This is a genomic window from Bradyrhizobium sp. SZCCHNRI1009 (assembly GCF_032487575.1).
Classification (GTDB): domain Bacteria; phylum Pseudomonadota; class Alphaproteobacteria; order Rhizobiales; family Xanthobacteraceae; genus Bradyrhizobium.
On record NZ_JAUEUL010000030.1, the window covers coordinates 1 to 25,268 of the forward strand.

The 25,268-nt window shown below is 67.3% G+C and carries 23 protein-coding genes; 13 read left to right on the forward strand and 10 right to left on the reverse strand.

Annotated elements, in window-relative coordinates; translation table 11 throughout:
• Positions 1-509 precede the first annotated feature (509 nt).
• Positions 510-1,349, reverse strand: coding sequence for a hydratase (locus QX010_RS30160; protein WP_316183298.1), 840 nt, complete (start codon positions 1,347-1,349; stop codon positions 510-512).
• Positions 1,350-1,369: 20 nt separating this feature from the next.
• Entirely contained in the window at positions 1,370-2,899 is a 1,530-nt protein-coding gene (crtD, locus tag QX010_RS30165) for a 1-hydroxycarotenoid 3,4-desaturase CrtD (protein ID WP_316183299.1), read from the reverse strand.
• A gap of 122 nt (positions 2,900-3,021) precedes the next feature.
• Here crtD and QX010_RS30170 point away from each other — a divergent pair, with 122 nt between their 5' ends.
• The 12 genes from QX010_RS30170 to QX010_RS30225 all read left to right on the forward strand — a co-directional run bounded on the left by QX010_RS30170 (position 3,022) and on the right by QX010_RS30225 (position 14,097).
• Positions 3,022-3,891, forward strand: coding sequence for a polyprenyl synthetase family protein (locus QX010_RS30170; protein ID WP_315803437.1), 870 nt, complete (start codon positions 3,022-3,024; stop codon positions 3,889-3,891).
• A 527-nt stretch (positions 3,892-4,418) separates the two neighbouring features.
• Positions 4,419-5,561 carry a methyltransferase gene (locus QX010_RS30175; RefSeq protein WP_316183300.1) on the forward strand — a complete coding sequence of 381 codons (1,143 nt, stop codon included), beginning with the start codon at positions 4,419-4,421 and terminating at the stop codon, positions 5,559-5,561.
• Between the two features lie 89 nt (positions 5,562-5,650).
• Complete coding sequence (bchC, locus tag QX010_RS30180; protein WP_316183301.1) at positions 5,651-6,592, forward strand: chlorophyll synthesis pathway protein BchC; 942 nt, start codon at positions 5,651-5,653, stop codon at positions 6,590-6,592.
• Positions 6,589-7,599, forward strand: a complete 1,011-nt coding sequence (locus QX010_RS30185; protein ID WP_315803440.1) for a chlorophyllide a reductase iron protein subunit X — start codon at positions 6,589-6,591, stop codon at positions 7,597-7,599. Before bchC ends, QX010_RS30185 begins: the two co-directional genes overlap by 4 nt.
• Before the next feature lie 31 nt (positions 7,600-7,630).
• Positions 7,631-9,181 (forward strand): chlorophyllide a reductase subunit Y, encoded by a 1,551-nt coding sequence (bchY, locus tag QX010_RS30190; protein WP_316183302.1) that lies wholly within the window; start codon positions 7,631-7,633, stop codon positions 9,179-9,181.
• The gene (bchZ, locus tag QX010_RS30195; RefSeq protein WP_316183303.1) at positions 9,181-10,632 is read left to right on the forward strand and encodes a chlorophyllide a reductase subunit Z; all 1,452 of its coding nucleotides are present in this window, start codon (positions 9,181-9,183) and stop codon (positions 10,630-10,632) included. Before bchY ends, bchZ begins: the two co-directional genes overlap by 1 nt.
• Positions 10,633-10,661: 29 nt before the next feature.
• Positions 10,662-10,889 (forward strand): hypothetical protein, encoded by a 228-nt coding sequence (locus tag QX010_RS30200; protein ID WP_315803443.1) that lies wholly within the window; start codon positions 10,662-10,664, stop codon positions 10,887-10,889.
• A 150-nt stretch (positions 10,890-11,039) separates the two neighbouring features.
• Positions 11,040-11,270, forward strand: coding sequence for a light-harvesting antenna LH1, beta subunit (pufB, locus tag QX010_RS30205; protein WP_315803444.1), 231 nt, complete (start codon positions 11,040-11,042; stop codon positions 11,268-11,270).
• 16 nt (positions 11,271-11,286) lie between these two features.
• Positions 11,287-11,475, forward strand: a complete 189-nt coding sequence (gene pufA / locus QX010_RS30210) for a light-harvesting antenna LH1, alpha subunit (protein ID WP_315803445.1) — start codon at positions 11,287-11,289, stop codon at positions 11,473-11,475.
• Between the two features lie 129 nt (positions 11,476-11,604).
• Entirely contained in the window at positions 11,605-12,450 is an 846-nt protein-coding gene (gene pufL, locus QX010_RS30215) for a photosynthetic reaction center subunit L (RefSeq protein WP_315803446.1), read from the forward strand.
• A gap of 18 nt (positions 12,451-12,468) precedes the next feature.
• The gene (gene pufM / locus QX010_RS30220) at positions 12,469-13,395 is read left to right on the forward strand and encodes a photosynthetic reaction center subunit M (protein ID WP_315803447.1); all 927 of its coding nucleotides are present in this window, start codon (positions 12,469-12,471) and stop codon (positions 13,393-13,395) included.
• Between the two features lie 18 nt (positions 13,396-13,413).
• The gene (locus tag QX010_RS30225) at positions 13,414-14,097 is read left to right on the forward strand and encodes a biliverdin-producing heme oxygenase (RefSeq protein ID WP_316183304.1); all 684 of its coding nucleotides are present in this window, start codon (positions 13,414-13,416) and stop codon (positions 14,095-14,097) included.
• Between the two features lie 435 nt (positions 14,098-14,532).
• Here QX010_RS30225 and QX010_RS30230 read toward each other — a convergent pair whose 3' ends face one another.
• Together QX010_RS30230 and ppsR (QX010_RS30235) are read right to left on the reverse strand one after the other, a co-directional pair.
• Positions 14,533-16,707, reverse strand: coding sequence for a GAF domain-containing protein (locus QX010_RS30230; RefSeq protein WP_316183305.1), 2,175 nt, complete (start codon positions 16,705-16,707; stop codon positions 14,533-14,535).
• Positions 16,708-18,078, reverse strand: coding sequence for a transcriptional regulator PpsR (gene ppsR / locus QX010_RS30235; RefSeq protein WP_316183306.1), 1,371 nt, complete (start codon positions 18,076-18,078; stop codon positions 16,708-16,710). It lies immediately after the preceding gene.
• Between the two features lie 329 nt (positions 18,079-18,407).
• Between ppsR (QX010_RS30235) and QX010_RS30240 the strand changes: the two genes are divergently transcribed.
• Positions 18,408-18,842 carry a c-type cytochrome gene (locus tag QX010_RS30240; protein WP_410051992.1) on the forward strand — a complete coding sequence of 145 codons (435 nt, stop codon included), beginning with the start codon at positions 18,408-18,410 and terminating at the stop codon, positions 18,840-18,842.
• A gap of 258 nt (positions 18,843-19,100) precedes the next feature.
• On the opposite strand, the gene QX010_RS30245 is transcribed toward QX010_RS30240, so the two are convergent.
• From QX010_RS30245 to QX010_RS30270, 6 genes are all read right to left on the reverse strand, one after another.
• Positions 19,101-19,364 (reverse strand): hypothetical protein, encoded by a 264-nt coding sequence (locus QX010_RS30245; protein ID WP_315803452.1) that lies wholly within the window; start codon positions 19,362-19,364, stop codon positions 19,101-19,103.
• 11 nt (positions 19,365-19,375) lie between these two features.
• A complete protein-coding gene (locus QX010_RS30250) occupies positions 19,376-20,587 on the reverse strand; it encodes a geranylgeranyl diphosphate reductase (protein WP_316183307.1) in 1,212 nt (403 codons plus the stop codon).
• Between the two features lie 3 nt (positions 20,588-20,590).
• A complete protein-coding gene (locus QX010_RS30255; protein ID WP_316183308.1) occupies positions 20,591-21,925 on the reverse strand; it encodes a BCD family MFS transporter in 1,335 nt (444 codons plus the stop codon).
• On the reverse strand, positions 21,922-22,836 hold the full coding sequence (gene chlG, locus QX010_RS30260; protein ID WP_315803455.1) for a chlorophyll synthase ChlG: 915 nt from the start codon (positions 22,834-22,836) through the stop codon (positions 21,922-21,924). The genes QX010_RS30255 and chlG overlap by 4 nt, the downstream gene beginning before the upstream one ends.
• A gap of 14 nt (positions 22,837-22,850) precedes the next feature.
• A complete protein-coding gene (gene ppsR, locus QX010_RS30265; protein ID WP_315803456.1) occupies positions 22,851-24,218 on the reverse strand; it encodes a transcriptional regulator PpsR in 1,368 nt (455 codons plus the stop codon).
• Between the two features lie 138 nt (positions 24,219-24,356).
• Positions 24,357-25,253 (reverse strand): B12-binding domain-containing protein, encoded by an 897-nt coding sequence (locus QX010_RS30270; RefSeq protein ID WP_316183309.1) that lies wholly within the window; start codon positions 25,251-25,253, stop codon positions 24,357-24,359.
• Positions 25,254-25,268 lie beyond the last annotated feature (15 nt).

Below are 25,268 nucleotides of genomic sequence, written 5' to 3' on the forward strand. Positions count from 1 at the left end.
CACCACGCGGCACATCAGCGCCATCGCGGCTTGATACCAGCGTCGGGGTATCAGGACGCTGCGATTTCACGTCCGCAAGCTGCCGTTCGTCCGCGCATCCGAAGACACGCTGCGGCAAAATCGCGGCCATCGCATCCCCACCTCGCGTGTCGTGACGATCGCGCGCTACGCCCCTCTGTAGTGAGGCGGGATGCGCGGAGATAATCATGATTCACGAAAAATCGCAAGAGATTTATTTTTATCGGAAGTCGGCGCCATGTTCTCAGTCGTCGTCCCGGCGAACGCCGGGACCCATACCCCCAGGGAGCGGTTTGAGGCAGGCTGGCTATTGGCATTTTGCCCATCATTAAGGCCGCGGCGTATGGATCCCGGATCGGCGCTGTGACGCGCTGGGGCGCGTCACAGCTTGTCCGGGACGACACCTGTTGGTTTGTCGCGAAAGCACACGCCCTGGGGCGAAGCGTTTGCGTTCTTATCGGCCTCTTGATCAACCTCGTCCTCTCCAGCCCTCACCACCGCGGCATCCGGAACGGCAGCATGGCCTGCACGATCGGCATCTGGAAGCGGTCGAGCGACAGGCTCTCATGCATCACCGCGACATCCTCGCCGTGCAGACGGGCGGCGAGATGGGAGCGCGCGTAGAACGGGGCGTCCTCCAGCGTGCTCACGACGCGCACCGGTGCGTCGGCGTCGGCGCGGGCGCTGCGGTCGACGCGCCACAGCGTCTTGCGCAAAGGCGCCTCCGTGAGCGGCGTGATCGATTCCAGACGGCCCGCGGGGTCGACGTGCAGCGCGAGCGACGTATTGGCGCCGTCGCGCGCGACCGTGTCATAGGAGATCACGGTGCCGGTGCGCGTCGCCGCGCGCGACCATTGCCAGCTCTGGAAGTCGCGCTCCAGCGGCGCGTCGCCATGGTTGATGTCGAAATAGCCGTCGCCGCGCCAGTGCAGATCCGGATGATCGAAATCGACCGACACGCGGCAGCATGGCGCGATCGGCTGCCAGCGGTGGCGTCCCTCGGCATCGAGCGTGAACGCGATCTCGTTCAGCGCCGTCGGCACGACGCGGACGCGACCGCGCAGCGGCAGCGGCCAGGGCACGCTGACCTCGCTGATCTCGATGGTGAGCTCGCGGCCGTTCCAGGCGAGGCTGCTCGGACCGAGCCCGAGGCTCGCAGGCTCGCGCGTGATTGCGCCGCGTCCGCGCTCGGTCATGGCCCAGCGCCGCGCGCGCGCGCCATAGAGCGCAACGTTGAGCGCACAGTGATTTTCGGGATCAGCCGCTCCCCGCCGCCGCGCCCACGCGTAGTACGGCGAGAACACGCTGCCGACGAAGGCGATGAGCGTCATGCCGAAGCGGCCGTCATCGCTCAGCGCGTCGACATACCACCACGCATAGCCGTGGTCCGGGACAATGCGGTCGAAGCGAGGTCCGCGGTCGCCCGTGCAGCGGCCATCCGGCCCGACAGCGCCGCCATCGGCACGCCCGGTCCCGGATGCGCGCTGCCCCCCGCCACGTAGAGCCCCGGCAGCCTGGTCGGCGCGCCCGGCCGCTGGAACGATGCCATCCAGCCGTGCGAGCTGCGGCCGTACAGCGCGCCCCCCGTGCCAGGAAACATCCGGTTGAAGTCCGTCGGCGTTGTCACCCGGGTCAATTCCGGCGTCGTCGCGATGCTGAGGCCGCAGCGCTGCAACAGGTCGAAGGTCTGGCGGGCACATTGGCTGATCTCCGAGGGAGCGAAGCGATGATGATCACCTGACGCGGGCGCGTTGATCAGGACGAACAGCGGCTCGTTGCCGCCGGCCTCGCGCGGCTGGTCGTCGCGATCCTGCGCGCAGACATAGACGGTGGGCTCGGCCGGCATCGCGCGGCGGTCGATCAGCTGATCGAACTCGGCGCGGTAGTCGCGCGAGAAGAACACGTTGTGCCGCACCAGCGGAAAGCCGTCGGCCCGCGCGAGGCAGCTCCAGGTCATCGCCGAGAGCGAGCGCGCGGACTGCGGGATCGCCGGCAGCGCGCGCGCGGCGTCCGCGCCAAACAGCCCCTGCGCCAGCGCGGCGACATCGGCCGTCGCAATCACCGCGTCGGCGGTGATCTGCTCACCGGTCGCGAGCCGTACGCCCGCGGCGCGACTGGCGCTCGTAACGATGCCGGCGACCTCGGCGTCATAGCGGATGCTGACGCCGTGGCGCCGCGCCAGCGCCGCGAGGCACGCGGCGAGCTCATGCATGCCGCCGTCGATCAGCCAGACGCCGGCCTGCTCGACATGGGCGACCAGCATCAGCGTCGCCGGCGCATGGAAGGGCGACGAGCCGCAATAGGTCGCGTAGCGGCCGAACAACTGCTGCAGTCGGGCATCGCGGAAATAGCCCCCGAGCGCCTTCCACAGCGTCTGGAACGGACGGATCGCCGTGAGATCGCGGAAGCCGGCATTGCGCAGCAGATGCGTCATGCTCGGCGCCGGGGTGCGGATGAAGGGATCCCTGAGCACCTCGAAGATGCGGCGAGCATCGCGGCAGAACGCGCGATAGCCCTCGGCCTCGCTGCGCCCGGCGAAATGGCCGATGGCATCGGCCGATCGCTCCTCATCGGCGAACAGATCGAGCCGGCTGCGGTCGGTCCAGGCGTGGCGCGCGAGGATGTCGAGCGGCGTCAACGTGAGATGATCCTCGAGCGCCGTGCCGAGCTCCGCAAACAGCTCGTCGAACACCCAGCGCATCGTGAACACGGTGGGGCCGGAGTCGATCCGGGCAGGGCCGATCGCGATCTGGCGCATCTTGCCGCCAGGCGCGGCGGCGCGCTCGATCACGGTCACCTCGGCGCCACGCGCGGCGAGGGTGAGCGCGGCGCTGAGGCCGGCGATGCCGGCGCCAACCACGATCACGCGGTGATCGGCCATCGCTTGTGCTCCTGTCCGCTCGGCCTGACGCAGGAAATGTCTAGCATGATTTACAGTATGGGTGTAAGTTGAAATTTACATAGGCGAGGACCGGCATGGGCCTCGCGGCAGGGGAGGCTGGCATGGACGTGATGGCCCGGATCGAGAAATCCCTCGTCACAGCGGTCGCCCTGGCCGACCGGCCCGGATGCCCGCCGCGCCTCTCGGCCGCCATGCAGGCCGCGGTGTTTCCCAAGGGGGCGCGGGTTCGTCCGCGGCTCTGTCATGCGGTGGCCAGCGCCTGCGGCGACGACGAGCCGGCCGCGACCGATGCGGCGGGATCCGCGATCGAGCTGCTGCACTGCGCCTCGCTGGTGCATGACGATCTGCCGTGCTTCGACAACGCGGCGCTGCGACGCGGGCGGCCCTCGGTGCATGCCGCGTTCGGCGAGCCGCTCGCGGTGCTCGCGGGCGATGCGCTGATCGTGCTCGCATTCCAGACGCTCGCCAAGTCGCGCTGCTCGCCGCTGCGGCTGGCGCAGCTGATCGCGACCATCGGCGATGCCGTCGGCGTGCCGCATGGCATCTCGGCCGGGCAAGCCTGGGAGTGCGAGCCGCAGATCGACCTGTCGCGCTATCACCGCTCCAAGACGGGCGCGCTGTTTGCGGCGGCCACTGTGTCGGGCGCCGCTGCAGCGGGGCATGAGAATCCGGAGGCGTGGCGCACGCTGGGCGAGACCATCGGCGAGGCCTATCAGGTCGCCGACGACATCCGCGATGCCGCCAGCGATGAAGAGGAGGCGGGCAAGCCCGTCGGCCAGGACGCCGCGCATGGCCGGCCCAACGCTGTACTGATCTATGGGCTCACCGGCGCCGTCAGCTATCTGCACGATCTCGTCGCCGACGGCATCCGCACCATGCCGCCCTGCGCCCACGCGCACGAGCTGCGCATGCTCATGGAGCAGGAAGCCAAGCGCCTGGTGCCGCGCCGCCTGGCGGCGTCGGCGGCGTGATGTTTCGGCCGCGTTGAATGGCAACGCTCGCGCCGCGCGCACAGTGCCCACCCTCCCCTGGAGGGGGAGGGGCGCCGAGCATGCGCGCAGCGGCATGCGCGGCGGGGTGGGGTGACGGACTGTCCGCGCCTGTGGTGCTGATGGCTTCGCGGGCGCCGGTGCCGGCAAACCTGATGTTGCCTCGACCCATCCTCACCTGTTTCCGGGCTCACCCCACCCCACCGCGCGCGTTGCGCGCGGTGACCCTCCCCCTTCAGGGGAGGGCAATCGCATGTGGAAATTCCGGGCTGTCGCGACGAACGATCCTGCAAGTTAGTTACTCCGTCATGCCCGGGCTTGTCCCGGGCATCCACGTCGCTCTCAGCATGCCGGCCGACGTGGATGGCCGGGACAAGCCCGGCCATGACGACGTGGAGAGAGACGAGCACAAAACGGCGATCGCCACATGCGATTGCCCTGTCCTCCAGGGGAGGGTGGGCAGTGGTGCGCGTCGATGCGCTATTGCCCGCCGACTGGAGCATTGATCCGTGTCGACCGTCGTCCGCCACGACACTCCGCCCCCGATCAGCCTCATTGATCGCTGGCGCGGCTGGCGCGACGCGCTGCTCGCGAGTGCGGCGTTCCAGCGCTGGGCGTCGGCGTTTCCGTTGACGCGGCCGATTGCGCGCAGGCGGGCGGCGGAGCTGTTCGACCTGTGCGCAGGGTTCGTCTATTCGCAGACGCTGGCGGCTTGCGTGCAGCTCGATCTGTTCGAGACGTTGCGCGCCGGGCCGTGCGATCTCGCGGCGCTGGCGTCGCGCGCGGTGGTGCCCGAGGCCGCGATGGAGAGCTTGTGCGAGGCGGCGTCCGCGCTTCAGCTGCTCGAGCGCCGCGGTGCGTGCTACGGGCTCGGGCCGCTCGGCGCGGCGCTGCTCGGCAATCCCGGCATCGCCGCCATGGTTCGACATCACGCCGCGCTGTATGCCGATCTCACCGATCCCGTGGCGCTGCTGCGCGGACAGGACCGCGAGCGCCGGCTCGCGCAGTACTGGCCGTATGCGCTGGACAAGACCGGCGATGCGCTGACACGCGACAGCGTCGCGCCCTACACGGCGCTGATGGCGGCGTCGCAGCCGATGATCGCGGACGTCGTCCTCGCAGCCTATCCCTTGAGTGGCCACCGTTGCCTGCTCGATGTCGGCGGTGGCGACGGCAGCTTCCTGACCGCCGCCGCGCGGGCTGCGCCGCAGCTGCAGCTCAAGCTGTTCGATCTGCCGGAGGTCGCCGCGATCGCGCAGGAGCGTCTCGCCAAGGCCGGGCTGGCCGATCGCGTCACGATCACGGCCGGCAGCTTCTACGACGATGCGCTCCCGACCGGCGCGGACGTGATCTCGCTGATTCGGGTCGTGCACGATCACGACGACGAGGCCGTGGCGCGGTTGCTCGCGAAGCTGCGCGCCGCGCTGCCTGACGATGGCGTGCTGCTGCTGGGCGAGCCGATGCGCGAGGCGGCCGGCGGCAGCGATGGCGTCAGCGCCTATTTCGAGATCTATCTGCGCGCGATGGGGCAGGGGCGGCCGCGCAGCCCCGCCCGCTTGCGCGAGCTGCTCCACGCGGCGGGTTTTTCGCAGGTGCGAGTGCTTCGCACCCGGATCCCGCTGATCGCCAGCGTGATTGTCGCGAAAAGCTGACACTCAAACTGTAAATATATATTGACACTCTCCATAGTCGGACTAACCTCACATCCGTAACTAAGCGGGCGTCGCCGGGGAGTTGGGCTATGGACGCGATCGCCGTCGTACTGGGGAGGCCGAGGGAGTTGTCGCTGCAACAGCTGCAGCTGGCGGATGCCCCGGACTGCCTGACCGTCGACATCGAATGGAGCGCGATCAGCACCGGCACCGAGCGGCTGCTGTACGAGGGACGGATGCCGTCCTTCCCGGGCATGGGCTATCCGCTCGTACCGGGCTACGAGGCGGTGGGCCGCGTCGCGCACGCCGCGCCAAGCTCCGGCTTTCGCAAAGGCGAGCGCGTGTTCGTGCCGGGCGCGGCGCGCTGCTTCGGCGAGGTCAGGAGCCTGTTTGGTGCTGCCGCCTCGCGCCTCAACGTTCCCGCACAGCGCCTTGTTGCGATCGATGAGACGACGGGCCAGCGCGGCGTGCTGCTGGCACTGGCGGCCACCGCCTATCATGCATTGCAGATCGGTGGTGACGGCCAGGCCGAATGCGTCGTCGGCCATGGCGTGCTCGGCCGTCTGCTGGCGCGGCTGATCGTGGCGATGGGCGGCGATCCGCCCGTGGTGTGGGAAAGCAATCCGGAGCGCGCCGTTGGTGCGACGGGCTATCGCGTCATCGATCCCTCAGAGGACAGCAGACCCGACTATCGGCTGATCTTCGATGCCAGCGGCGATGCCGGGCTGCTCGACAGCCTCATTGCTCGCCTGGCGCCACGTGGCGAGATCATCCTCGCCGGCTTCTACAGCGCGCCGCTCTCCTTCTCCTACCCGCCGGCCTTCATGCGCGAGGCGGCGATCCGCGTCGCCGCCGAATGGACGCACGAGGATCTGCTCGCGGTGCGCAATCTCATCGACACCGGTCGGCTGTCGCTGGACGGGCTGATCACGCACCACGCCGACGCCTTGTCCGCGGAGAGTGCCTACCAGACCGCGTTCGACGATCCCTCATGTCTCAAGATGGTCCTGGACTGGAGAGCTGCCGCATGAACGCCCCGACCAAGATCACCGCCAATCTTGCCGCGATGACGGATGCCTTGCGTGCCGAGGCCGCGATCGAGCCGGATGCGCCGGTGACGGCTGCGCCGAAGAAGGCCACGCAGATCATCGCGATCTACGGCAAGGGCGGCATCGGCAAGAGCTTCACGCTCGCCAACCTGTCCTACATGATGGCGCAGCAGGGCAAGAAGGTGCTGCTGATCGGCTGCGATCCGAAGAGCGACACCACCTCGCTGCTGTTCGGCGGCCGGGCCTGCCCGACCATCCTCGAGACCTCGTCGAAGAAGAAGCTCGCCGGCGAGGAGGTCAAGATCGGCGACGTCTGCTTCAAGCGCGACGGCGTGTTCGCGATGGAGCTTGGCGGGCCCGAGGTCGGCCGCGGCTGCGGCGGACGCGGCATCATCCATGGCTTCGAGCTGATCGAGAAGCTCGGCTTCCACGATTGGGGCTTCGACTATGTGCTGCTGGACTTCCTCGGCGACGTCGTCTGCGGCGGCTTCGGCCTGCCGATCGCGCGCGACATGTGCCAGAAGGTGATCATCGTCGGCTCCAACGACCTGCAGTCGCTCTACGTCGCCAACAATGTCTGCTCGGCGGTCGAGTATTTCCGCAAGCTCGGTGGCAATGTCGGCGTCGCCGGCATCGTCATCAACAAGGACGACGGCACCGGCGAGGCTGCGGCGTTCGCGGAAGCCGCCGGCATTCCGGTGCTGGCCTCGATCCCGGCCGACGACGACATCCGCCGCAAGAGCGCGAGCTATCAGATCATCGGCCGCCCCGGCACGCCCTGGGCGGCGCTGTTTGAGCACCTCGCCCAGAACGTCGCCGAGGCGCCGCCGCGGCATCCGCATCCGCTGACGCATGACGGTCTTCTCGGGCTGTTCAAGGCCTCGGAGGTCGGGCGCGACGTGGTGCTGGAGCAGGCGACGCTCGAGGACATGTGCGGCAGCACCGCAGTGGCCAAGCCGTCGCTCGAAGTGATCTACGACAGCGTGTGATGGGATCGGTCGGCGAGCGGAATGTAATGCAATGAGCGATCCTGTGGTCCATCAGGCAATCAGCGTGCAGAGCGGCGCAGCGGCAGCTCTTCTGCCGGCGCAGCCCGAGGCGCTCGGCTGCCACGCCGGCAAGGCCGAGCTCAAGCGTGCGGCCGATGCCGCCGGCAAGAGCGAGGTGCTGGCGCGCTACGCGGCCGACTATCCGGCCGGGCCGCACGACCAGCCGCAGAGCATGTGCCCGGCGTTCGGCTCGCTGCGCGTGGGCCTGCGCATGCGGCGCACCGCGACGGTACTGTCGGGCTCGGCCTGCTGCGTTTATGGCCTCACCTTCACATCGCACTTCTACGGCGCGCGGCGCAGCGTCGGCTACGTCCCGTTCAATTCCGAGACGCTGGTCACCGGCAAGCTGTTCGAGGACATCCGCGAGGCCGTGTTCAAGCTGGCGGACCCCGCCAACTACGACTGCGTCGTCATCATCAATCTCTGCGTGCCCACCGCGTCGGGCGTGCCGCTGCAGATTCTCCCGAAGGAGATCAACGGCGTCCGCGTCATCGGCATCGACGTGCCCGGGTTTGGCGTGCCGACCCATGCCGAGGCCAAGGACGTGCTCGCCGGCGCGATGCTGAGCTACGCGCGCCGCGAGGCGGAGCAGGGTCCGGTGCAGGCGCCACGCGTGCCGCGCGGCGATCGGCCGACCATCGCGCTGTTAGGTGAGATGTTTCCGGCCGATCCCGTCGGCATCGGCATGATGCTGGCGCCGCTTGGTCTCGCCGCGGGTCCCGCGGTGCCGACGCGCGAATGGCGCGAGCTGTATGGCGCGTTGGACTGCGCGGCCGTGGCGGCGATCCATCCGTTCTACACGGCCTCGATCCGTGAGTTCGAGGCGGCGGGCCGTCCGATCATCGGCTCGGCGCCGGTCGGCTGGGATGGCACGGCGGAGTGGCTGGAGGCCGTTGGCGCGGTCTGCGGCGTCGGGCGCGCGCAGATCGATGCGGCCAAGAACGCGGTGCTGCCGGCGATCCGCGGCGCGCTTACGGCGACTCCGATCCGCGGCCGGATCACGCTGTCGGGCTATGAGGGATCGGAGCTGCTGGTCGGGCGTCTGCTGGTCGAGAGCGGCGCCGACCTGCGCTATGTCGGCACGGCCTGTCCGCGCACGCGCTGGTCGGAGGCCGACTGTGCCTGGCTCGAGAGCCGCGGCGTGCGCGTGCAGTACCGCGCCTCGCTGGAGCAGGATCTCGCGGCGGTCGATGCGTTCGCGCCGGATCTTGCGATCGGCACCACGCCGATCGTGCAGAAAGCCAAGGCGCGCGCGATCCCGTCGCTCTACTTCACCAATCTCATTTCGGCGCGGCCGCTGTTCGGCGTCTCCGGAGCCGGCTCGCTGGCGCAGGTCGTCAACGCGGCGATCTCAGGCAAGGCCCGCTTCGACGAGATGCGCGACTTCTTCGAAGGTGTCGGTGAGGGCGACACCGCGGGCGTGTGGCAGGGCACCCCTGTCGCGCGTCCTGCTTTCCGCGACAAGTACCGCAAGGCGGTCGCGGCGCAGGCCAAGGCGCGCAAGTCCGAGGAGATGGTGTGATGCTGATCCTCGACCACGATCGCGCCGGCGGCTATTGGGGGGCGGTCTACGCGTTCACCGCGATCAAGGGCCTGCAGGTCATCATCGACGGCCCCGTGGGCTGCGAGAACCTGCCGGTGACCTCGGTGTTGCACTACACCGACGGCCTGCCGCCGCATGAGCTGCCGATCGTCGTGACGGGGTTAGGCGAGGACGAGCTCGGCCAGAAGGGCACCGAGCAGGCGATGAAGCGCGCCCGCGCCGCGCTCGATCCCGACCTGCCGGCGGTGGTCGTCACCGGCTCGATCGCCGAGATGATTGGCGGCGGCGTCACGCCCGAAGGCTCCAACATCAAGCGCTTCCTGCCGCGCACCATCGACGAGGACCAGTGGCAGAGCGCCAACCGCGCGCTGAGCTGGCTGTGGAGCGAATACGGCCCACGCCGGATTCCTGAGCGCAAGCCGCGCGCGGACGGCGAGAAGCCCAGGGTCAACATCATCGGGCCGATCTACGGCACCTTCAACATGCCGTCGGATGTCGCCGAGATCCGCCGCCTGGTCGAAGGCATCGGCGCCGAGATCAACATGGTGTTCCCGCTCGGCAGCCATCTCGCCGACGTGCCGAAGCTGGTCAATGCCGACGTCAACATCTGCATGTACCGCGAGTTCGGTCGCCTGCTGTGCGAGACGCTGGAGCGGCCTTATCTGCAGGCGCCGATCGGGCTGCATTCGACGACGAAATTCCTGCGCTCGCTGGGCGAGATGCTCGGCCTCGATCCCGAGCCGTTCATCACCCGGGAGAAGCATACGACGATCAAGCCGCTGTGGGACCTCTGGCGCTCGGTGACGCAGGACTTCTTCGGCACCGCGAGCTTCGGCATCGTCGCCTCTGAGACCTACGCACGCGGTCTGCGCAATTTCCTGGAGATGGAGCTCGGGCTGCCTTGCCACTTCGCGATCTCGCGCTGTGCCGGCGCCAAGACCGATAATGACGCCATCCGCAAGGCCATCCACGAGCGGCCGCCGCTGGTGCTGTTCGGCAGCTATAACGAACGCATGTATGCGGCGGAAGCCGGCAACCGGTCGATCTACATCCCGGCCTCGTTCCCGGGCACGGTGATCCGGCGCCACACCGGCACGCCGTTCATGGGCTATGCGGGGGCGACCTACGTCGTGCAGGAGGTCTGCAACGCGCTGTTCGATGCGCTGTTCAACATCCTGCCGCTCGCAACCCAGCTCGACCAGATCGCGGCGACGCCGGCGCGGCTTGAGCGTGAGCTGCCATGGGATGACGGGGCCAAGCTCGCGCTCGACCAGATCATCGAGACCCAGCCGGTGCTGGTGCGGATCTCGGCGGCCAAGCGGCTGCGCGACGCCGCCGAGCGCGGTGCGCGCCAGGCGGGACTCGACAAGGTGACGGAGGACGTTCTCGCGCATGCGCGGTCGCAGCTCGCAACGGGCCAGGCCGCGTAGGCGCGGGGATAGCGGAGAGGGAGAGGACGATGTCGTTATACGAACGCATGGATCGTGACGTCGCACCGAGATCGCGCGAGCGCATCGACTATCTCCTGGTCTACGCGATGTGCTTCGCCGTGCTGATGGTCGAGGGCGTGCTGCGCCGGATCGGCTCCATCATCACCGGCCACCGGCCCGCGCCGCTCGGCGCGATCGTCGGTGAAGCAAGGATCAAGGCCGCGAACTGCGCGACCTCGTCCTTCATGGGACTTTGAGTTCGAGAGCGGTCAGTGCGCTCTCTGGATATGCAAGGAGTTCGTGCGGCTCGCCGCACGGATGTCATCCCGGCGACGGGATGACACTTCGACGCCGCTCATCTCGGTGAACGGCATCCGGCCGAAAGGCCAACACCAGGAGGTACCACTATGGTGGACGTACCAAACAAGGGAGGCTCTCTGTCGGGGCTGACCGAAGCGGAGGCGAGGGAATTCCATAGCATCTTCATGACGAGCTTTGTGGTCTTCACGGCGGTTGCGATCGTCGCCCACATTCTCGCCTGGATGTGGCGTCCCTGGCTGCCCGGGCCGACTGGCTACAAGGCGGCGATGGATGGGGCAGCCCACTACGCCACTCTCGCGCTCTCCTACCTGACCTGATCGAAAGGAGAAAACTATGTGGCGCTTGTGGTTGTTGTTCGATCCCCGCAGGGTTCTCGTGGCTCTCGGCGTGTTCCTGTTCGGACTGGCATTGGTGATTCACTTCATCCTGCTCAGCACCAACCGGTTCAACTGGCTGGAGGGGCCGCGTGCAGCGAAGACGTCGTCGATCTCCGATCCGGCAACGCCGGTGAAGCTCAGCTAGCAGCTCGACGACCAGAGGGAAGCGGACGGGCGACGGCGGCAGACCCCGTTCGCCCGCTTCCCAAATCCTCTCGTCCAACGAATTCACGACACGTAGCATATCGCGCGACGGGCAGCGGAGGCAGGACCGATGGCAATGCTCAGCTTTGAACGAAAATACCGCGTCCGCGGCGGCACGTTGATCGGCGGCGACCTCTTCGATTTCTGGGTCGGACCGTTCTACGTCGGCTTCTTCGGCGTGACGACGATCTTCTTCACCTTTGTCGGCGTGGCGCTGATCCTCTACGCCACGGCGCTCGGACCGACGTGGAATCTCTGGCAGATCAGCATCAACCCGCCCGATGCCAAATATGGGCTGTCGTTCGCGCCCCTCACCGAGGGCGGCTTCTGGCAGCTCATCACGGTGTGTGCGCTCGGCGCCTTCGTCTCATGGGCGCTGCGCGAGGTCGAGATCTGCCGCAAGCTCGCGATCGGCTATCACGTGCCGTTCGCCTTCGGCTTTGCGATCTTCGCCTATTTTACGCTGGAGGTGATCCGGCCGGTGCTGATGGGATCATGGAGCTACGCCTTCCCCTACGGCATCATCACTCACCTCGATTGGGTGTCGAACACCGGCTATCAGTTCGGCAACTTCCACTACAATCCTGCGCACATGATCGCGATCACGTTCTTCTTCACGACGTGTCTCGCGCTCGCGCTGCACGGCTCGCTGATCCTGTCGGCCGCCAACCCGGGCAAGGGCCAGGAGATGAAGTCGCCGGAGCATGAAAACACCATGTTCCGCGATCTCCTCGGCTACTCCATCGGCACGCTCGGCATCCATCGCCTCGGTCTGTTCCTGGCGCTGTCGGCGGTGTTCTTCAGCGCCGTCTGCATCGTCATCTCCGGTCCCGCCTGGCTGATGCCGGAAGGCAATGCCTGGTCGGACTGGTGGGACTGGTGGCGCCACGTCCCGATCTGGTCGCCGCCGCAATGAGTTCAAGGAGAGGTCGTCATGGCCCAATACCAGAACATCTTCACGCAGATCCAAGTTCGTAGTGCGATCTATCCGGGTATCCCGATCGAGCCCGGCGTCTGGGAGCGCATCGGCAAGGGCAGCTTCAACTACTGGTTCGGCAAGCTCGGCGATGCCCAGGTCGGGCCGGTCTATCTCGGCTTTCTCGGCCTCGCGTCGCTGATGTCGGGCTTCGTTGCGATCGAGATCATCGGTCTCAACATGCTGGCGTCGGTGAACTGGAGCCCGCTCGAGTTCATCCGCCAGTTCCCGTGGCTGGCCCTGCAGCCGCCGGCGCCGGAATACGGCCTGCAGATCTTCCCGCCGCTGCAGGAGGGCGGCTGGTGGCTGATGGCCGGCTTCTTCCTGACGACGTCGATCCTGCTGTGGTGGGCGCGGACCTATCGCCGCGCGCGGGCGCTCGGTCTCGGCACGCATGTGTCGTGGGCGTTCGCGTCGGCAATCTGGCTCTATCTGGTGCTCGGCTTCATCCGGCCGATCTTCATGGGGAGCTGGAGCGAGGCGGTGCCGTTCGGCATCTTCCCGCACCTCGACTGGACCAACAACTTCTCCATCACCCACGGCAACCTGTTCTACAATCCGTTCCACATGCTCTCGATCGCCTTCCTGTACGGGTCGGCGCTGCTGTTCGCGATGCATGGCGCGACGGTGCTGGCGATCAGCCGCTACGGCGGCGAGCGTGAGCTCGAGCAGATCGTCGATCGCGGCACGGCCTTCGAACGTGGTGCGCTGTTCTGGCGCTGGACCATGGGCTTCAATGCGACGGCCGAGTCGATCCATCGCTGGGCCTGGTGGTTCGCCGTGCTTTGCACCTTGACCGGCGGCATCGGTATCCTACTGTCGGGCACCGTGGTCGATAACTGGTTCGACTGGGGCGTGAAACACGGGCTGGCGCCGCCGCGCTGAAGTCCTGCAGGTCGAGGCATGTTGGACAGAGTCGAATTGGATCGGATCGAGATGGCCGGGCGCAGCATGCGTCCGGCCAGTCTTTTGCAGGCGATGCGGGAGCGTACCAAGGCGCTCCACGTCACCGCGGAGCGGACCGGCATCGTGGCCGAGCTGTTGCGGGGGCGCGGTACGCGACAGGCCTACGCGTTGTTGTTGCGCAATCTGCTGCCGGTCTACGAGACGCTCGAAGCGGAGCTGCTCCGCCATCAGGGCACGCCAGTGACGGGCCGCATCGTGCGGCTGGAGCTGCATCGCAGCGCTGCGATCAAGGCCGATCTCGCTGAGCTCGAAGCGCGCAATCTGCCGTTGCTGCCCGAGGCGATCGCCTATGTTCGTGCTATCCACGAGGCAGGCTCCGGCTCCGGCCATCCGCTGCTGGCGCACGCCTATACGCGCTATCTCGGCGATCTCAGCGGCGGCCAGATCATCAAGAAGATCCTGGCGCGCTCGCTCGAACTGGAGCCCGCGGCGCTATCGTTCTACGAGTTTACGGAGATCGCCGATATTCCGCGCTTCAAGGATCACTACAGGGACGCATTGGAGCAGGCCGGCGCGGCGATGGCCGAGCATGATGCGGTCATCGAGGAAGCCGCCACGGCCTTCCAGCTGAACATCGCGCTGTCGCAGGCGCTCCAGCAGGCGGCTGGGCTCGCTGGCTGAGGCCGCCGACGTCCAGCTCAAATCGATCTCGTCCGACAGGGCACGGCGTTGGAGCCGATGTGTTTCCGCCGGCGACGGCCGGCTCCCCTCCCCGCAAGGGCAGGGCCATCGCATATGACCCGGCCCTTGTTAGGGGCCTCATGGTTCGAGACGCGCCGAAGACGGCGCTCCTCACCATGAGGATTGAGAATCCTGCCGCGAAACTGGCCTCGTCCTGAGGAGCCCGCCGGAGGCGGGCGTCTCGAAGGACGGTCGCGGGACGACTGCGCGCCCAGCCTCTTTCACCATATGCGATAGCCCTGCCCGCAAGGGGGAGGGGAGTAGACCGAGAGCGTGGTGAGATATCGGGCGATATCGTCAAAGTACGAGCTACGTGGTCAAAGCGGGTACGGGACGGCATTCATCAACGACGTACCGCAGACACTCTCCCTCGTCTCACTCCTCGCTCTGCGAGCGATACCACACCAGGTGCTCGAGGATCTCCAGCGTCCGCGTGGTCGAATTGCGGATGCTCTCCAGCATCTCCGGCATGCTGCCGGCCTGCGCACCGTGCGTCACCTCCAGCGCGGCGAGCTGCGCGTTCTCGACGGTAGACGCGGCGAGCTCCTTGTAGATCAGGCTTGCGCTCTGATCGAGCCGCAGCGTGGGCCGGCGGGCGCCGTCGATTTCTTCCTGGAAGCGCGCCCGGGCCGCCTCGGCGGTCTTGCGCTCGGTCAAGTCCGAGAAGATCAGCACGAAGCCGAGCACGCGATCATACGGCGCGATCACCGGGTCGGCGCGCACCATCAACGGCCGTTGCGGCGAGGCGCCGCCCGTCAGCGTCAGCTCGCCGCGCCAGCTGCGCTTGTTGCGCATGAGGTCGTCGAGATTGGCGCGGAATTCCGCCGGCGCGGTGCAGTAGCTGCCGAGGTCGCGCAGATATGGGATGTGCGGATGCGAGGCGCGCAGCTGCTGCTCGAATGCTTCGTTCATCAGCAGGATGCGGCCCTCGACATCGGCGATGATGACCGGCTGCTCCGAGCGCAGCACCTGGGCGCTGATCGTGGCGAGCTGGTCCTGCGCGATCACCATGCGCACCGAACGCAGCTGCAGCGCCACGTCGGCGACCGTCTCGCTGACGACGCGGGCGGAGGCGAGCTCGGCGCTCGACCACGGCTCGGACTTGCCTTCGACCAGCTGATGCCATTTCGCAAACGAGCGCCGCGGCGACAGATCCGACGGATCGTCGCCGATGATGACGGCCTTGAGCGGATCGCCGCCCCAGGTCACCGTCCGCACCTGCTCCGGCCGGAACCACAACAGATACTCGCCCTCGCTCGCCGACAGCGGTGCGGCGATCAGGCCGCTGGCGATCGAGCGGATGTCGGCAAAGGACGGTTCGTCGAGCGTCAGCGAGCTGGTCGCCGTCAAGCCCTCGGGGGCTGCTCCCGGCGTGTTGCGCCGGCGATCGAGCCAGGCCGCGAGATCCCGGATGCGCTGCGTCGAGGGGACGTCGCCGGCGGTCGTGACCTGGCCCTCGAACAGCAGCGCCGCGCCGCTCGCACCGAGCGGCTGCAGCAGCGACTGCGAGCCGTCGAACAGCGCCGCCTGCCATTCGCCGTCGCGCGACACCGCTTCGACCAGCCGCTGCTCCAGCCGGCGCACGACCAGCTCGGACTGGCTTTGGGCAAAGCTCTCCAGCGCCGCGATCCGGATCGCGCAGGTCTCGGCCAGCGCCTCGCCTGCCGCGCGAATGTCGAACGGCACGAAGCGCGGCTCATAGTGATGGCAGGCGATCAGTCCCCACAGCCTTCCGCTGACTATCAGCGAGCACACCAGCGTCGCGCCGACGCCCATGTTCTGCAGGTATTTCTGGTGGATCGGCGACATGCTGCGCAGGCAGCTCAGGGACATGTCGAGGTCGCGGCCGTTGAGCGGCGAGATGCGCGGCTGCAGCGGCACTGGCGTGTAGTTGACGTCGACCAGGAGGCGCACGCGGTTGCGCTCGTAGAGCCGGCGCGCGATCTGCGGAATGTCGGATGCCGGATAGCGGTTGCCGAGAAAGGCCTCCAGATCCGGCCGCCGCCGCTCCGACAAGACCTCGCCATGGCCGTCCTCGTCGAAGCGATAGACCATGACGCGGTCGTAGCCGGCGATCTCCCTGAAGATGGTCGCCGTCTCGTCGCACAGGCCGAGCAACGATGAGGCCGAGGTGATGCGGTGGAAGGCGCTGTCGAGCGCAGGCGCGATGTTGGTCGTCTTCGTCGCCGGCTCCAGCTCGACGATCAGCCCGCCATTCGAGGGTCGGTGAAGCGTGCAGTCGACCCGGCGCGGCGGCGCCCCGGCGGTGCATCGCAGGGTCATCGGAGCCAGATGGAGCGGGCTGTTGAGATGCGGCAGGATCTGCAGGGCCAGGTCGCCGCCAAGATCGCGCAAGGGACGGCCGACCACGGAGCCGGTGTTGAGGAAGACGGCCGCATTGGTGCTGGCCTGGATGACGATGTTGTCGGGCTCCTTGACCGCCAGGAGAATGCCGTGCGGCTGGATCGAGCCTGCGAGATGAATCTGTTCACGCTCGCAATCCGCAAGAGTAGCGTGGCCGAAGGCCGGCGTTGTCAGCGGAACGGGCAACTATCTCCCCTTTTCGGTTTCCTCGTCGCTTTCTTCGAGTTGGCTCAGATTATACCGATCGAGCTTGGCGTAAAGACTCTGGCGGCTGAGGCCGAGAATTTCGGCAGCCGACGTCCGGTTCCCGTTGGCGAGCTCGAGCGCAGCGCGGACGTAATGCTGCTCGACGACTTCGACCGTGCTCCTCACCAGGTCGCGCAACGGTGTCTTGCCGACGGATTCATTGAGGCCCGCGAGGGCGACCCGCAGATTGTCATGCTCCGCCGCGGGCGACAACCGCCTGGCGATGTTGCGCAACACCAGGCCGATCCGGCGCTGGCCGTCGAGGCCATGGGCGGCAGCCGAGATCTCGACCTCGGTCTCGGTCCCGAGCTCGCCCTGGATCGTGGTCGACAGCAGCCGGACGGCTCCATGGCGCTCGACGTTGGAGATCAGCACCGAAAGGTCGGCGCCGGGGCGCGTCAGCCACCGGCTCAGCTTCTCATCGATCAGCGCCTCTTTCGATCCGACCTCGACCAGCTCCAGGAAGGCCCGATTGGCCCGCTTGATGGCACCGGTGCCATCGATGCTGATAACAGCATCGGGAAGATTGTCGATCAGCGCTTCGGGATCGTCGGGAACCGGGCCGGGCTGCGCGGCCTTGCCGATCGGCGCCATCTGCAGCAGGAACATCGGCGCGGTCTCGCTGGTCATCAGCGATCCCCGGAGCATCCAGGGTGCGGTGTCGTGGCCGAGGTGAATCACGATGCCCGGCGCCTTGCCCTGGTCGCGGACGCGCCTCAGCATCAGCTCTACCGGCTCGCGATCCTTTTGCGGGATCTCCTGCAGGAACTCGCGGCCCACCAGATTGTCCCGGCGACGGCTTGAAACGCCGAGCGCGGCCGCCGCCGTCCGATTCGCTTCGACGATGCGCAGATCTGACACTTTCGTCAGCAGCACAGCCTCGTTGGAGTCCTCGATGACCAGGCGGTAGCGCGTCTCGATCTCGCGCAGCTTCCAGTAGTCGCGCTCGATGGTCTGCTGGGCCGAGATCAGCCGGGCCTGGAGCTCCGCGACCGCCTGCAGATTCTTGCCGATCGCCAGCATGCCGGCCCGGCCGCCGAGCAGCACGGTCGTGAATTCCATCGGCAGTTCGAGACCGCTCGGGAACCGCTGCGTGATCTGCCGGAACGCGGAAATGCCGGTCCGCTTGGTGTCCTGCATGATGCGCTCGATCTTCTCGCTCGCATCATCGACGATCTCGGACCAGGGACGGCCGAGCCAGATGTCGACATTCTCGGCTGACATGTTCGGCGACAGCGTCGCCTCACGGATCACGCCGTCCATGTCCAGCAGCAATGTCACGTCGGGTCGTGGACCGTGAAACTCGGCCATGGTCTTGGCACCCGTTATCTTTGGCACCCTCTTGAGACGCTCGGGGGATCGCGGCCAGTTCATTTGGCGCGCATTTTGAAGGTGTTGCGCCCCATCCCGCTAACGTATTGAGAGTCTTGAGAATGTCGTTAGCCCATGCAGGGCGCTCGCTGTCAAGGCTTATTTCGGAGCATCCAGCTTTCGTTGGTATCCCTGCGCCTATTGCATGTTCGAGCTGCGACTTATTCGCTCACTTTCGCCTGAACCAGACATGACAAGATCGCATGACACTGTTACCTGTAAGGAGCAAATCACAAGGGCGAACGAAACGACGCATCGGGAGGTCGCATATGCTTCGATCGGGTTTGGTTGCAGTGGTCATGACTGCCATGTCGGCGGGTGCCGCGTTCGCGTTGGACGGCGGGGACGCTGCCAAGGGCGAGCAGGTCTTCAAGCAGTGCATGACGTGCCACCGGATCGGACCGGAGGCGAAGAACGCCGTCGGTCCGGTCCTCACCGGCGTCGTCGGCCGGCCCACCGGGACCTATCCGGGCTTTGCCTATTCGGAGCTGAACAAGCATGCCGGCGAGGCGGGGCTCGTCTGGACCGAGGACAATATCTTCGCATACCTCCCGGATCCCAACGCCTTCCTGAAGAAGTTCCTCACCGACAAGGGCAAGGCGGATCAGGCGACCGGCTCGACCAAGATGGTGTTCAAGCTCGCCAACGAGCAGCAGCGCAAGGACGTCATCGCGTATCTGAAGACGTTCTCTGAGAAGAAGTGAGCGGCGTCGGTACCGCGCTCAGGTTCTGAGCGGTTGCCCGCGCACCTTCCGCACGCACCCGTGTCGTCCCGGCGAACGCCGGGACCCATACCGCGTGATCTCCCTTGGGGCACGCTGCGCGTTGAGCCTTCTGTGAAACCGATAGTTGCCGGTGGCTATGGGTCCCGGCGTTCGCCGGGACGACAGCTGTGGGTGCCCTTTGCGTCAGCGGGGTTTGCGCGGGCCGAGCGCATGAGTCATTTGAAGAGGCGATATGCCTCAACGCCACCGCTGCCTGAGATCAGCCGCGTTGGCGAGGCCGGAGGCGGCGAGGCAGCCCGCGAGCCAGAACCACGGCGCCCCGGTCAGCGCGCAACGTACAGCCAGCAGCAGGAACACCCCGGCGAGCAGATTGGGCAGCAGCGCGAGCGGGCTGATGCCGCGGCGGTGGCGCTGCCAGATCCACGTCACGGCCGCAAGCTCCACCGCGACCACCGTTAGGATCAGGTCGACCAGATGCGGGCTGTGAAACAGCTCATCCATCGCGCGAGCCGCTACGCCGCCCTCGCGAGCCCGGTGAGGTGCGCGATGTTCTTGAAGAAGATGCGCACATGCGACAGCGGCTTGGCGCGGACCAATTCCTTGTTCATGTACGCGTCCCAGGTCAGCTGCTGGACGTCCTTGTCACGGCAGATCGCGACGAAGCGCTCGCGGCGGGCATCGCTCGTGTACCAGTAGCGCTGCATCAGACCGAGGATGAAGAACACGGCGCCGTGCCTGCGCATGAAGGATTTGCGGGCCGTCGCCAGGGCGGCTGCATCGCCGGTCTTAAGGAACAAGGCAACGGCGTCGGCGGCCGCGCGGCCGCCAGCCATCGCGTAATAGATGCCTTCACCGGAGGCCGGGGCCACCACGCCCGACGCATCGCCGGCCAGCACGACGTCGCGGCCATTGTCCCAGCGCGACAGCGGCTTCAGCGGGATCGGCGCGCCTTCGCGGCGGATGGTGTCGAGATCGTCGAGCGCGGCAGCCTTGCGGAATTCGGCGACTGAGCCCCGCAGCGAAAAGCCTTTATGCGCGCTGCCGGTGCCGATGCTGGTGGTCGGTCCGTGCGGAAACACCCAGCTGTAGAAGTCCGGCGACAGCCGGCCGCGATAGACGACATCGCACCGCGCGGCATCGAACACCGGATGGCTGCGGTCCGGCGAGCGGATGATCTCATGATACGCGAACACGTAGCGCATCTCGCCGGCTTCGGGGATGCACTGGCGCGCCACGGCCGAGACCGCCCCGTCGGCGCCGATCACGGCGCGCGTCCGCACGCTGTCCTCGCGCACGCTGCCGTCGTCCATGCGCCGGACGTAGTGCACCACCGACCTGCCGTCGTCGTCGCGCGCGATATGGCTGAAGGTTCCGGTGCGGCGGATCGCGCCGCCTTCCGCCGCGCGTGCGCGCAGCCACTCGTCGTAATGCTCGCGATCGACCATGCCGACGAAGCCGCCGTCGATCGGCATGTCGACGTCCCGGTTGCTCGGCGACACCATGCGGGCGAACGAGATTCGGGCCACCAGCAGATGGTCGGGAATCTCGAACTCGGCGACCAGCCGCGGTGGAATGGCGCCGCCGCACGGCTTGATGCGGCCGGCTCGGTCGAGCAGCAGCACGTGATGGCCGTGACGGGCCAGATCATTCGCGGCCGTTGCGCCGGCCGGTCCGCCGCCGATGATCACCGCGTCGAAGGTCTTGGGGCTGGAGGAGGGGCTCATCGGTCAGGCTCCCTGGTTGGCCGGCTGTGGCTGAAGCGGCGACGTCTGCTCGCGCGGGCGCTTGATCCAGATCGCGAGCCAGGCGGAGAGAACGAACAAGGCGGCTTCGGCGGCGAACACCGCCGCGTAGGCCGAGGCGGTCGACGGCATAAGGTGACGCGCGGCGTCCGCCGCCGCGGTGCCGACGAAGCCGCCGATGCCGAACGAGATCGCCTGCGAGGCGCCCCACAGGCCCATGCGCGTGCCCTCGCGATTGTCGCGGCCTTCGCTGACCATGTTCATCATCGCGCCGATCGCGGCGATGGCGTAGACGCCGTTGGTGATGCCGAGCAGCAGCACGGACGCGCGTAGCGGCCAGGCCGGGCCGACGGTGGCGGCGGCGACCAGGCCGAGCAGCGCCAGCGCCGAGGCGAGACAGCCGCCGATGATCCAGGGCTGCGGCCGCGTCCGCCAGTCGGCATGCAGGCTCGCCATCGCCGGCATCAGGATCATGCCGATCAGCGCGCCCATGTGCTGCACGGAAGAGAGCTGCGTGGTCTGGCCCGGCGTCATGCCGAACACGCTGCCGGCGAACGGCTCCAGGATGAGGTCCTGCGCGCTGTAAGCGAGCATCGAGACGAAGATGAAGATCGCGAAGCGCCGCGCCTGCGGCTCCCGGCAGATCTCGCGGAAATCTTCCATGAAGCCGGAGCGATTCGCGGCGCCGGAGGTCGTGTGAGGAGACGCGTCGGGCTGCTCGATCCCCCAGACACCCAGCAAGGTCAGCACCATGGCGATCGCCGACACCGTGCCGGACACCAGCATCAGCCGCTCGCCGGAGAACGGATCGAGCGCCTTGCCGGCCACCGCGGTCGTGACGATGAAGCCGGTGATCATCATGATCCAGGCGATCGAGGCGGCGGCGCTGCGCCGCGCCGGCGCGGTGCGCTTGGCGAGCAACACCAGCAGCGAGGTGCCGGCGGCGCCGACGCCGATGCCGATCATGATGAAGGCGACCACGGCGATCGCGAGACCGAGAGCGAGATGCGTCGCCATCAGCGCGGTAGCGGCGGCGGCCAGCAGGCCGCCGGCGGCGAGCACGGCCATGCCGCCGACGATCCAGGCGAAACGACGCCCGCCGACGTCGGAGCCATGACCGAGCCAGGGCCTGAGCACCTGCATCGCGTAATGGATCGCGACCAGGAGGCCGGGGATCATGGCCGGCAGAGCGAGCTCGATCACCATCACGCGGTTCAAGGTCGAGGTGGTCAGCACCACGACCGCGCCAAGCGCGGTCTGCACCAGGCCCAACCTGACGATGCCGAACCAGGACAGAGGAGCGGGCGCAGCGTTGCTCATGCCGGCAACCCCGCCAGCGCGAAGGCCGTGACCAGCATGCCCAGCACGTAGAGCAGCACGCCGGTCCCGTTGTACCAGGGCGCGAGCTCGCGCGGATTCGTCATCAAGCGCCGCATCAGCACCAGCTGGGCCGCGATCAGCGCTGCGACGATCGTGGCATGGGCCGGTCGGCTCCAGACGATCAGCAGCACGAGCACCGCGACCTGCGCCAGCGCCATCGTGATGCAGGCGAGGCGCGCGGCGCGCTCGGGCCCGAGCAGCACCGGCAGCGAATTGACGCCGCTGACGCGATCGCCATTGATCGACTTGAAGTCGTTCAGGGTCATGATGCCGTGCGCGCCGGCGCTATACAGCAGGGCGATCGAGAGCACCGGCCAGGACGGCGCCTGCGCGCTCATGATCGCCGCCGCGGTGATCCAGGGCAGTCCTTCATAGCAGAGGCCGACGGCGCTGTTGCCCCACCAGCCGTTCTGCTTCAACCGGATCGGCGGCGCGCTGTAGGCCCAGGCGAGCGCAAGGCCGAGCGCCGCCGCGGCAAAGCCCCAGGTGCCGAGCAGGGTGGCGACGCCAAGCGACAGCACCGTCCAGATCAGCGCGATATGGAGACCCCAGCGTCCGGGAATGCGGCCCGACGGGATCGGGCGGTCCGGTTCGTTGAGCGCATCGACATGACGGTCGAACCAGTCGTTGACGGCCTGGCTGGTGGCGCACACCATCGGCCCGGCGAGCACGAGGCCCGCAATCACGATCGGCCAGCGCGACGCCAGCGGCGCGCCTGACGACACCACACCGCAGCCGAACGCCCAGATCGGCGGAAACCACGTGATCGGCTTCAACAGCTCGAGAACGGCCGAGGGCTGAAGCCTTGATGGAATCCCTGGAGCGAGCGGGACGGGCGCGATCTCGGTCATTGCAACTGTTCCACCTATTCCAACTGACTGTCTTCTTCGCTCGGCTCGGCAAGGCCATAGCGCCGCAGCTTGACGTAGAGGCTCTGTCGGCTGAGGCCGAGCATCTCGGCAGCGGTCGCGCGGTTGTCGCCGGTCAGCTTGAGCGCGGTCTCGATGCACATCCGCTCGATCACGTCGGTGGTCTCGCGCACCAGCTCCTTGAGCGGCACGCGGCCGATCAGCTCGGCGAGCTGCTCACGGGAGCGTGGAATATAGCCGTGGTCGCCGCCGTCGCTGGAGATGCGCGGGCCGACATTGCGGATGGTGAAGCCGAGCCTGGCCTGGCCGGGCGCCCCGACCGTGCTGGCGGAGATCTCGACGTCGACCGGCGAGCCGTGCTCGCCGCGGACGACGCTGGAGAACAGCTTCACGCTGCCATGCTGGCGCAGATTGGTCAGCATGACCGAGAAATCGATCGCCGACTTGCCGATCCAGCGGTCGATCGTCTCGCCCAGGATCTGGTGCATGTTCTCGATCTGCGCGAGCTGCAGGAAGGTGGCGTTGGCGTGCAGCAGGCGGCCGTCCATGTCGGTGATGACGAATCCGTCGGGGGCCGATTCGACGAACTGCACGAGCTGGGTGTTGACGTCGGAGCTCTTCGGGAGTGCAGGCTGCGTGGCCAGCGGCGAGAACCGCAGCAGGAACAGCGACGCGTTGTCCTGCCGGAAGAAGGTGCCGTCGAGCAGATAGTCGCGGCCGCCGTCGAGCCGGATCCTGGCGCGTTCGATCTTGCCCTGCGAGCGGATCGCCAGCGACAGGGATTGCGACATCGCCATGTCGTCGAGCAGCAGCGCATCGGGGAACAGCTTGCCGATCAGATTGGCGGCGCCGTGATCGAGCAGGGCGGCCGCGGCCGGGTTGGCCTCGACGATGCGATGGCTCACCGCATCGACGATGAGGACCGGCTCCGACGTGATCTGGAACAGGATCCGGTAGCGCGATTCGGCGTTGCGCATGCGCGAATAGTCGCGCTCGATGGCAACTTGCGCCTCGATCAGCTTCTGCTGGAGCGCGGCGGTGGCGCGCACGTCGCGGCCGACCGCGATGAAGCGCGCCGCGCCCTTGATCGCCACCACCGCGAACAGGATCGGGATGTCAGGCCCGCGCGCGGCCGGATAACGCACCTCGCGCCAGCGCGACACCTTGCGCTGGGAGGCCTCCGTGAGCAGCAGCTCTGGCTTTGTCTGGCTTTCCTCGGACACTGTTGCTTGCCAGGATCGGCCGATCCACGCGTCTGTGTTTCTCAGTTCAAGCGGCAGGCCGGCTTGTTGAAAAGCCAGGTCCTGAATGTTGCCGTCGGCGTCGAGCGCGAGCGCAATGTCGGACGCTGCGGCCACCAGCATGCCCGCAACATCCGCATTGAGGTCGCCAAGCGACTCTTTCGGAGCTCTGAACGCCCTCACCAACGCCGTTGTCCTCCCAGTCAAGGAGCCTTCGCGCGGCAAGTCTCGTTCCAGCATTCATCTTCACTGCACCCTCAGCTATCGCCGTTCGGTCAGAAGACTGACGACGTGCCGGGCTTGCGAAGCCTCTCTGCTCGGATCGGAGACGACACCGTCGCCACCGACCAGGAGAACGAGTTCAGGCCGTTCAATAAAAGCAGGACCGCAGACCAGCACGCCGACGTCCTGGTTGGAGGACTCGCGCCGGACCATCCTTATGTTTGAGGCGAGATCGTCAAGCTTCCTGTCGCTGGTGGCGAAGAACTCGACGACATTGAACCACTGCGAGCGAAGCGTCTCGACGAAGCCGCGATCGGCCGTGTCGGGCTCGATCCAGGTGTCGAAGCCGTCGCGACGGAAGAACTCGCCCGCCAGCACGAGACCGAACATCATGTGGCCCAGCTCGCGCCTGTCGCCCGGCGCCGTGGTCAGCAGCACGCGCAGTCCTGCGGGCGCGACCGCGAGCTCGGCGCAGAAGGCCGGGCTGAAATGCCGCAGCAGCTGCTGCAGCCGCCACAGCGCGAGCGTGACGTCGGCGAAGTCGCGCTCGTCGTCCGCCCACAGATGGCGCAGATGGTTCGCGGTGGGGACCAGGAGATCGAGATAGATGCGCTCCAGGGTCTCGCCGTGATCGCGATGCGCCTGGATGCAGGCCACCGCGCCAACATCGTCCGCGTCCAGCACGAGCTCGGCGAAATCAGCCGCCTCCTGCGCCGAGGCCGTGATGATCGCCGGGACGCGTTCCAGCGCGGAGGCATGGGCCATCACGAGCCGCGGAATGATCTCGGCTTCGATCGCGTCGTTGAGTTGGGGATGGCGTGTGGTGCGCAGCGGCGCGACGATGCGCGGCGATGCCGGCGAATGAAAACCGGGCTGCCCACGCTTCGTCCGAAAGCGGGCTCGCGGAAATCGGGCTGTCTCATTGAGCTCGGTCATAAGCGCCTCCCCTCC

Bases quoted from the DNA above. Each gene is read 5' to 3' on its own strand.
- pufB (WP_315803444.1), top strand. From the start codon at position 11,040: ATGGTGGACGTACCAAACAAGGGAGGCTCTCTGTCGGGGCTGACCGAA.
- QX010_RS30270 (WP_316183309.1), bottom strand. From the start codon at position 25,253: ATGACCGAGCTCAATGAGACAGCCCGATTTCCGCGAGCCCGCTTTCGG.
- bchC (WP_316183301.1), top strand. From the start codon at position 5,651: ATGGACGCGATCGCCGTCGTACTGGGGAGGCCGAGGGAGTTGTCGCTG.
- QX010_RS30240 (WP_410051992.1), top strand. From the start codon at position 18,408: ATGCTTCGATCGGGTTTGGTTGCAGTGGTCATGACTGCCATGTCGGCG.
- QX010_RS30225 (WP_316183304.1), top strand. From the start codon at position 13,414: ATGTTGGACAGAGTCGAATTGGATCGGATCGAGATGGCCGGGCGCAGC.
- pufL (WP_315803446.1), top strand. From the start codon at position 11,605: ATGGCAATGCTCAGCTTTGAACGAAAATACCGCGTCCGCGGCGGCACG.
- ppsR (WP_315803456.1), bottom strand. From the start codon at position 24,218: ATGCTGGTGGCCGCAGCGTCCGACATTGCGCTCGCGCTCGACGCCGAC.
- pufM (WP_315803447.1), top strand. From the start codon at position 12,469: ATGGCCCAATACCAGAACATCTTCACGCAGATCCAAGTTCGTAGTGCG.
- chlG (WP_315803455.1), bottom strand. From the start codon at position 22,836: ATGACCGAGATCGCGCCCGTCCCGCTCGCTCCAGGGATTCCATCAAGG.
- crtD (WP_316183299.1), bottom strand. From the start codon at position 2,899: ATGGCCGATCACCGCGTGATCGTGGTTGGCGCCGGCATCGCCGGCCTC.
- QX010_RS30160 (WP_316183298.1), bottom strand. From the start codon at position 1,349: ATGACGCTCATCGCCTTCGTCGGCAGCGTGTTCTCGCCGTACTACGCG.
- QX010_RS30250 (WP_316183307.1), bottom strand. From the start codon at position 20,587: ATGAGCCCCTCCTCCAGCCCCAAGACCTTCGACGCGGTGATCATCGGC.
- bchY (WP_316183302.1), top strand. From the start codon at position 7,631: ATGAGCGATCCTGTGGTCCATCAGGCAATCAGCGTGCAGAGCGGCGCA.
- ppsR (WP_316183306.1), bottom strand. From the start codon at position 18,078: ATGGCCGAGTTTCACGGTCCACGACCCGACGTGACATTGCTGCTGGAC.
- QX010_RS30185 (WP_315803440.1), top strand. From the start codon at position 6,589: ATGAACGCCCCGACCAAGATCACCGCCAATCTTGCCGCGATGACGGAT.
- bchZ (WP_316183303.1), top strand. From the start codon at position 9,181: ATGCTGATCCTCGACCACGATCGCGCCGGCGGCTATTGGGGGGCGGTC.
- QX010_RS30255 (WP_316183308.1), bottom strand. From the start codon at position 21,925: ATGAGCAACGCTGCGCCCGCTCCTCTGTCCTGGTTCGGCATCGTCAGG.
- QX010_RS30170 (WP_315803437.1), top strand. From the start codon at position 3,022: ATGGACGTGATGGCCCGGATCGAGAAATCCCTCGTCACAGCGGTCGCC.
- pufA (WP_315803445.1), top strand. From the start codon at position 11,287: ATGTGGCGCTTGTGGTTGTTGTTCGATCCCCGCAGGGTTCTCGTGGCT.
- QX010_RS30245 (WP_315803452.1), bottom strand. From the start codon at position 19,364: ATGGATGAGCTGTTTCACAGCCCGCATCTGGTCGACCTGATCCTAACG.
- QX010_RS30200 (WP_315803443.1), top strand. From the start codon at position 10,662: ATGTCGTTATACGAACGCATGGATCGTGACGTCGCACCGAGATCGCGC.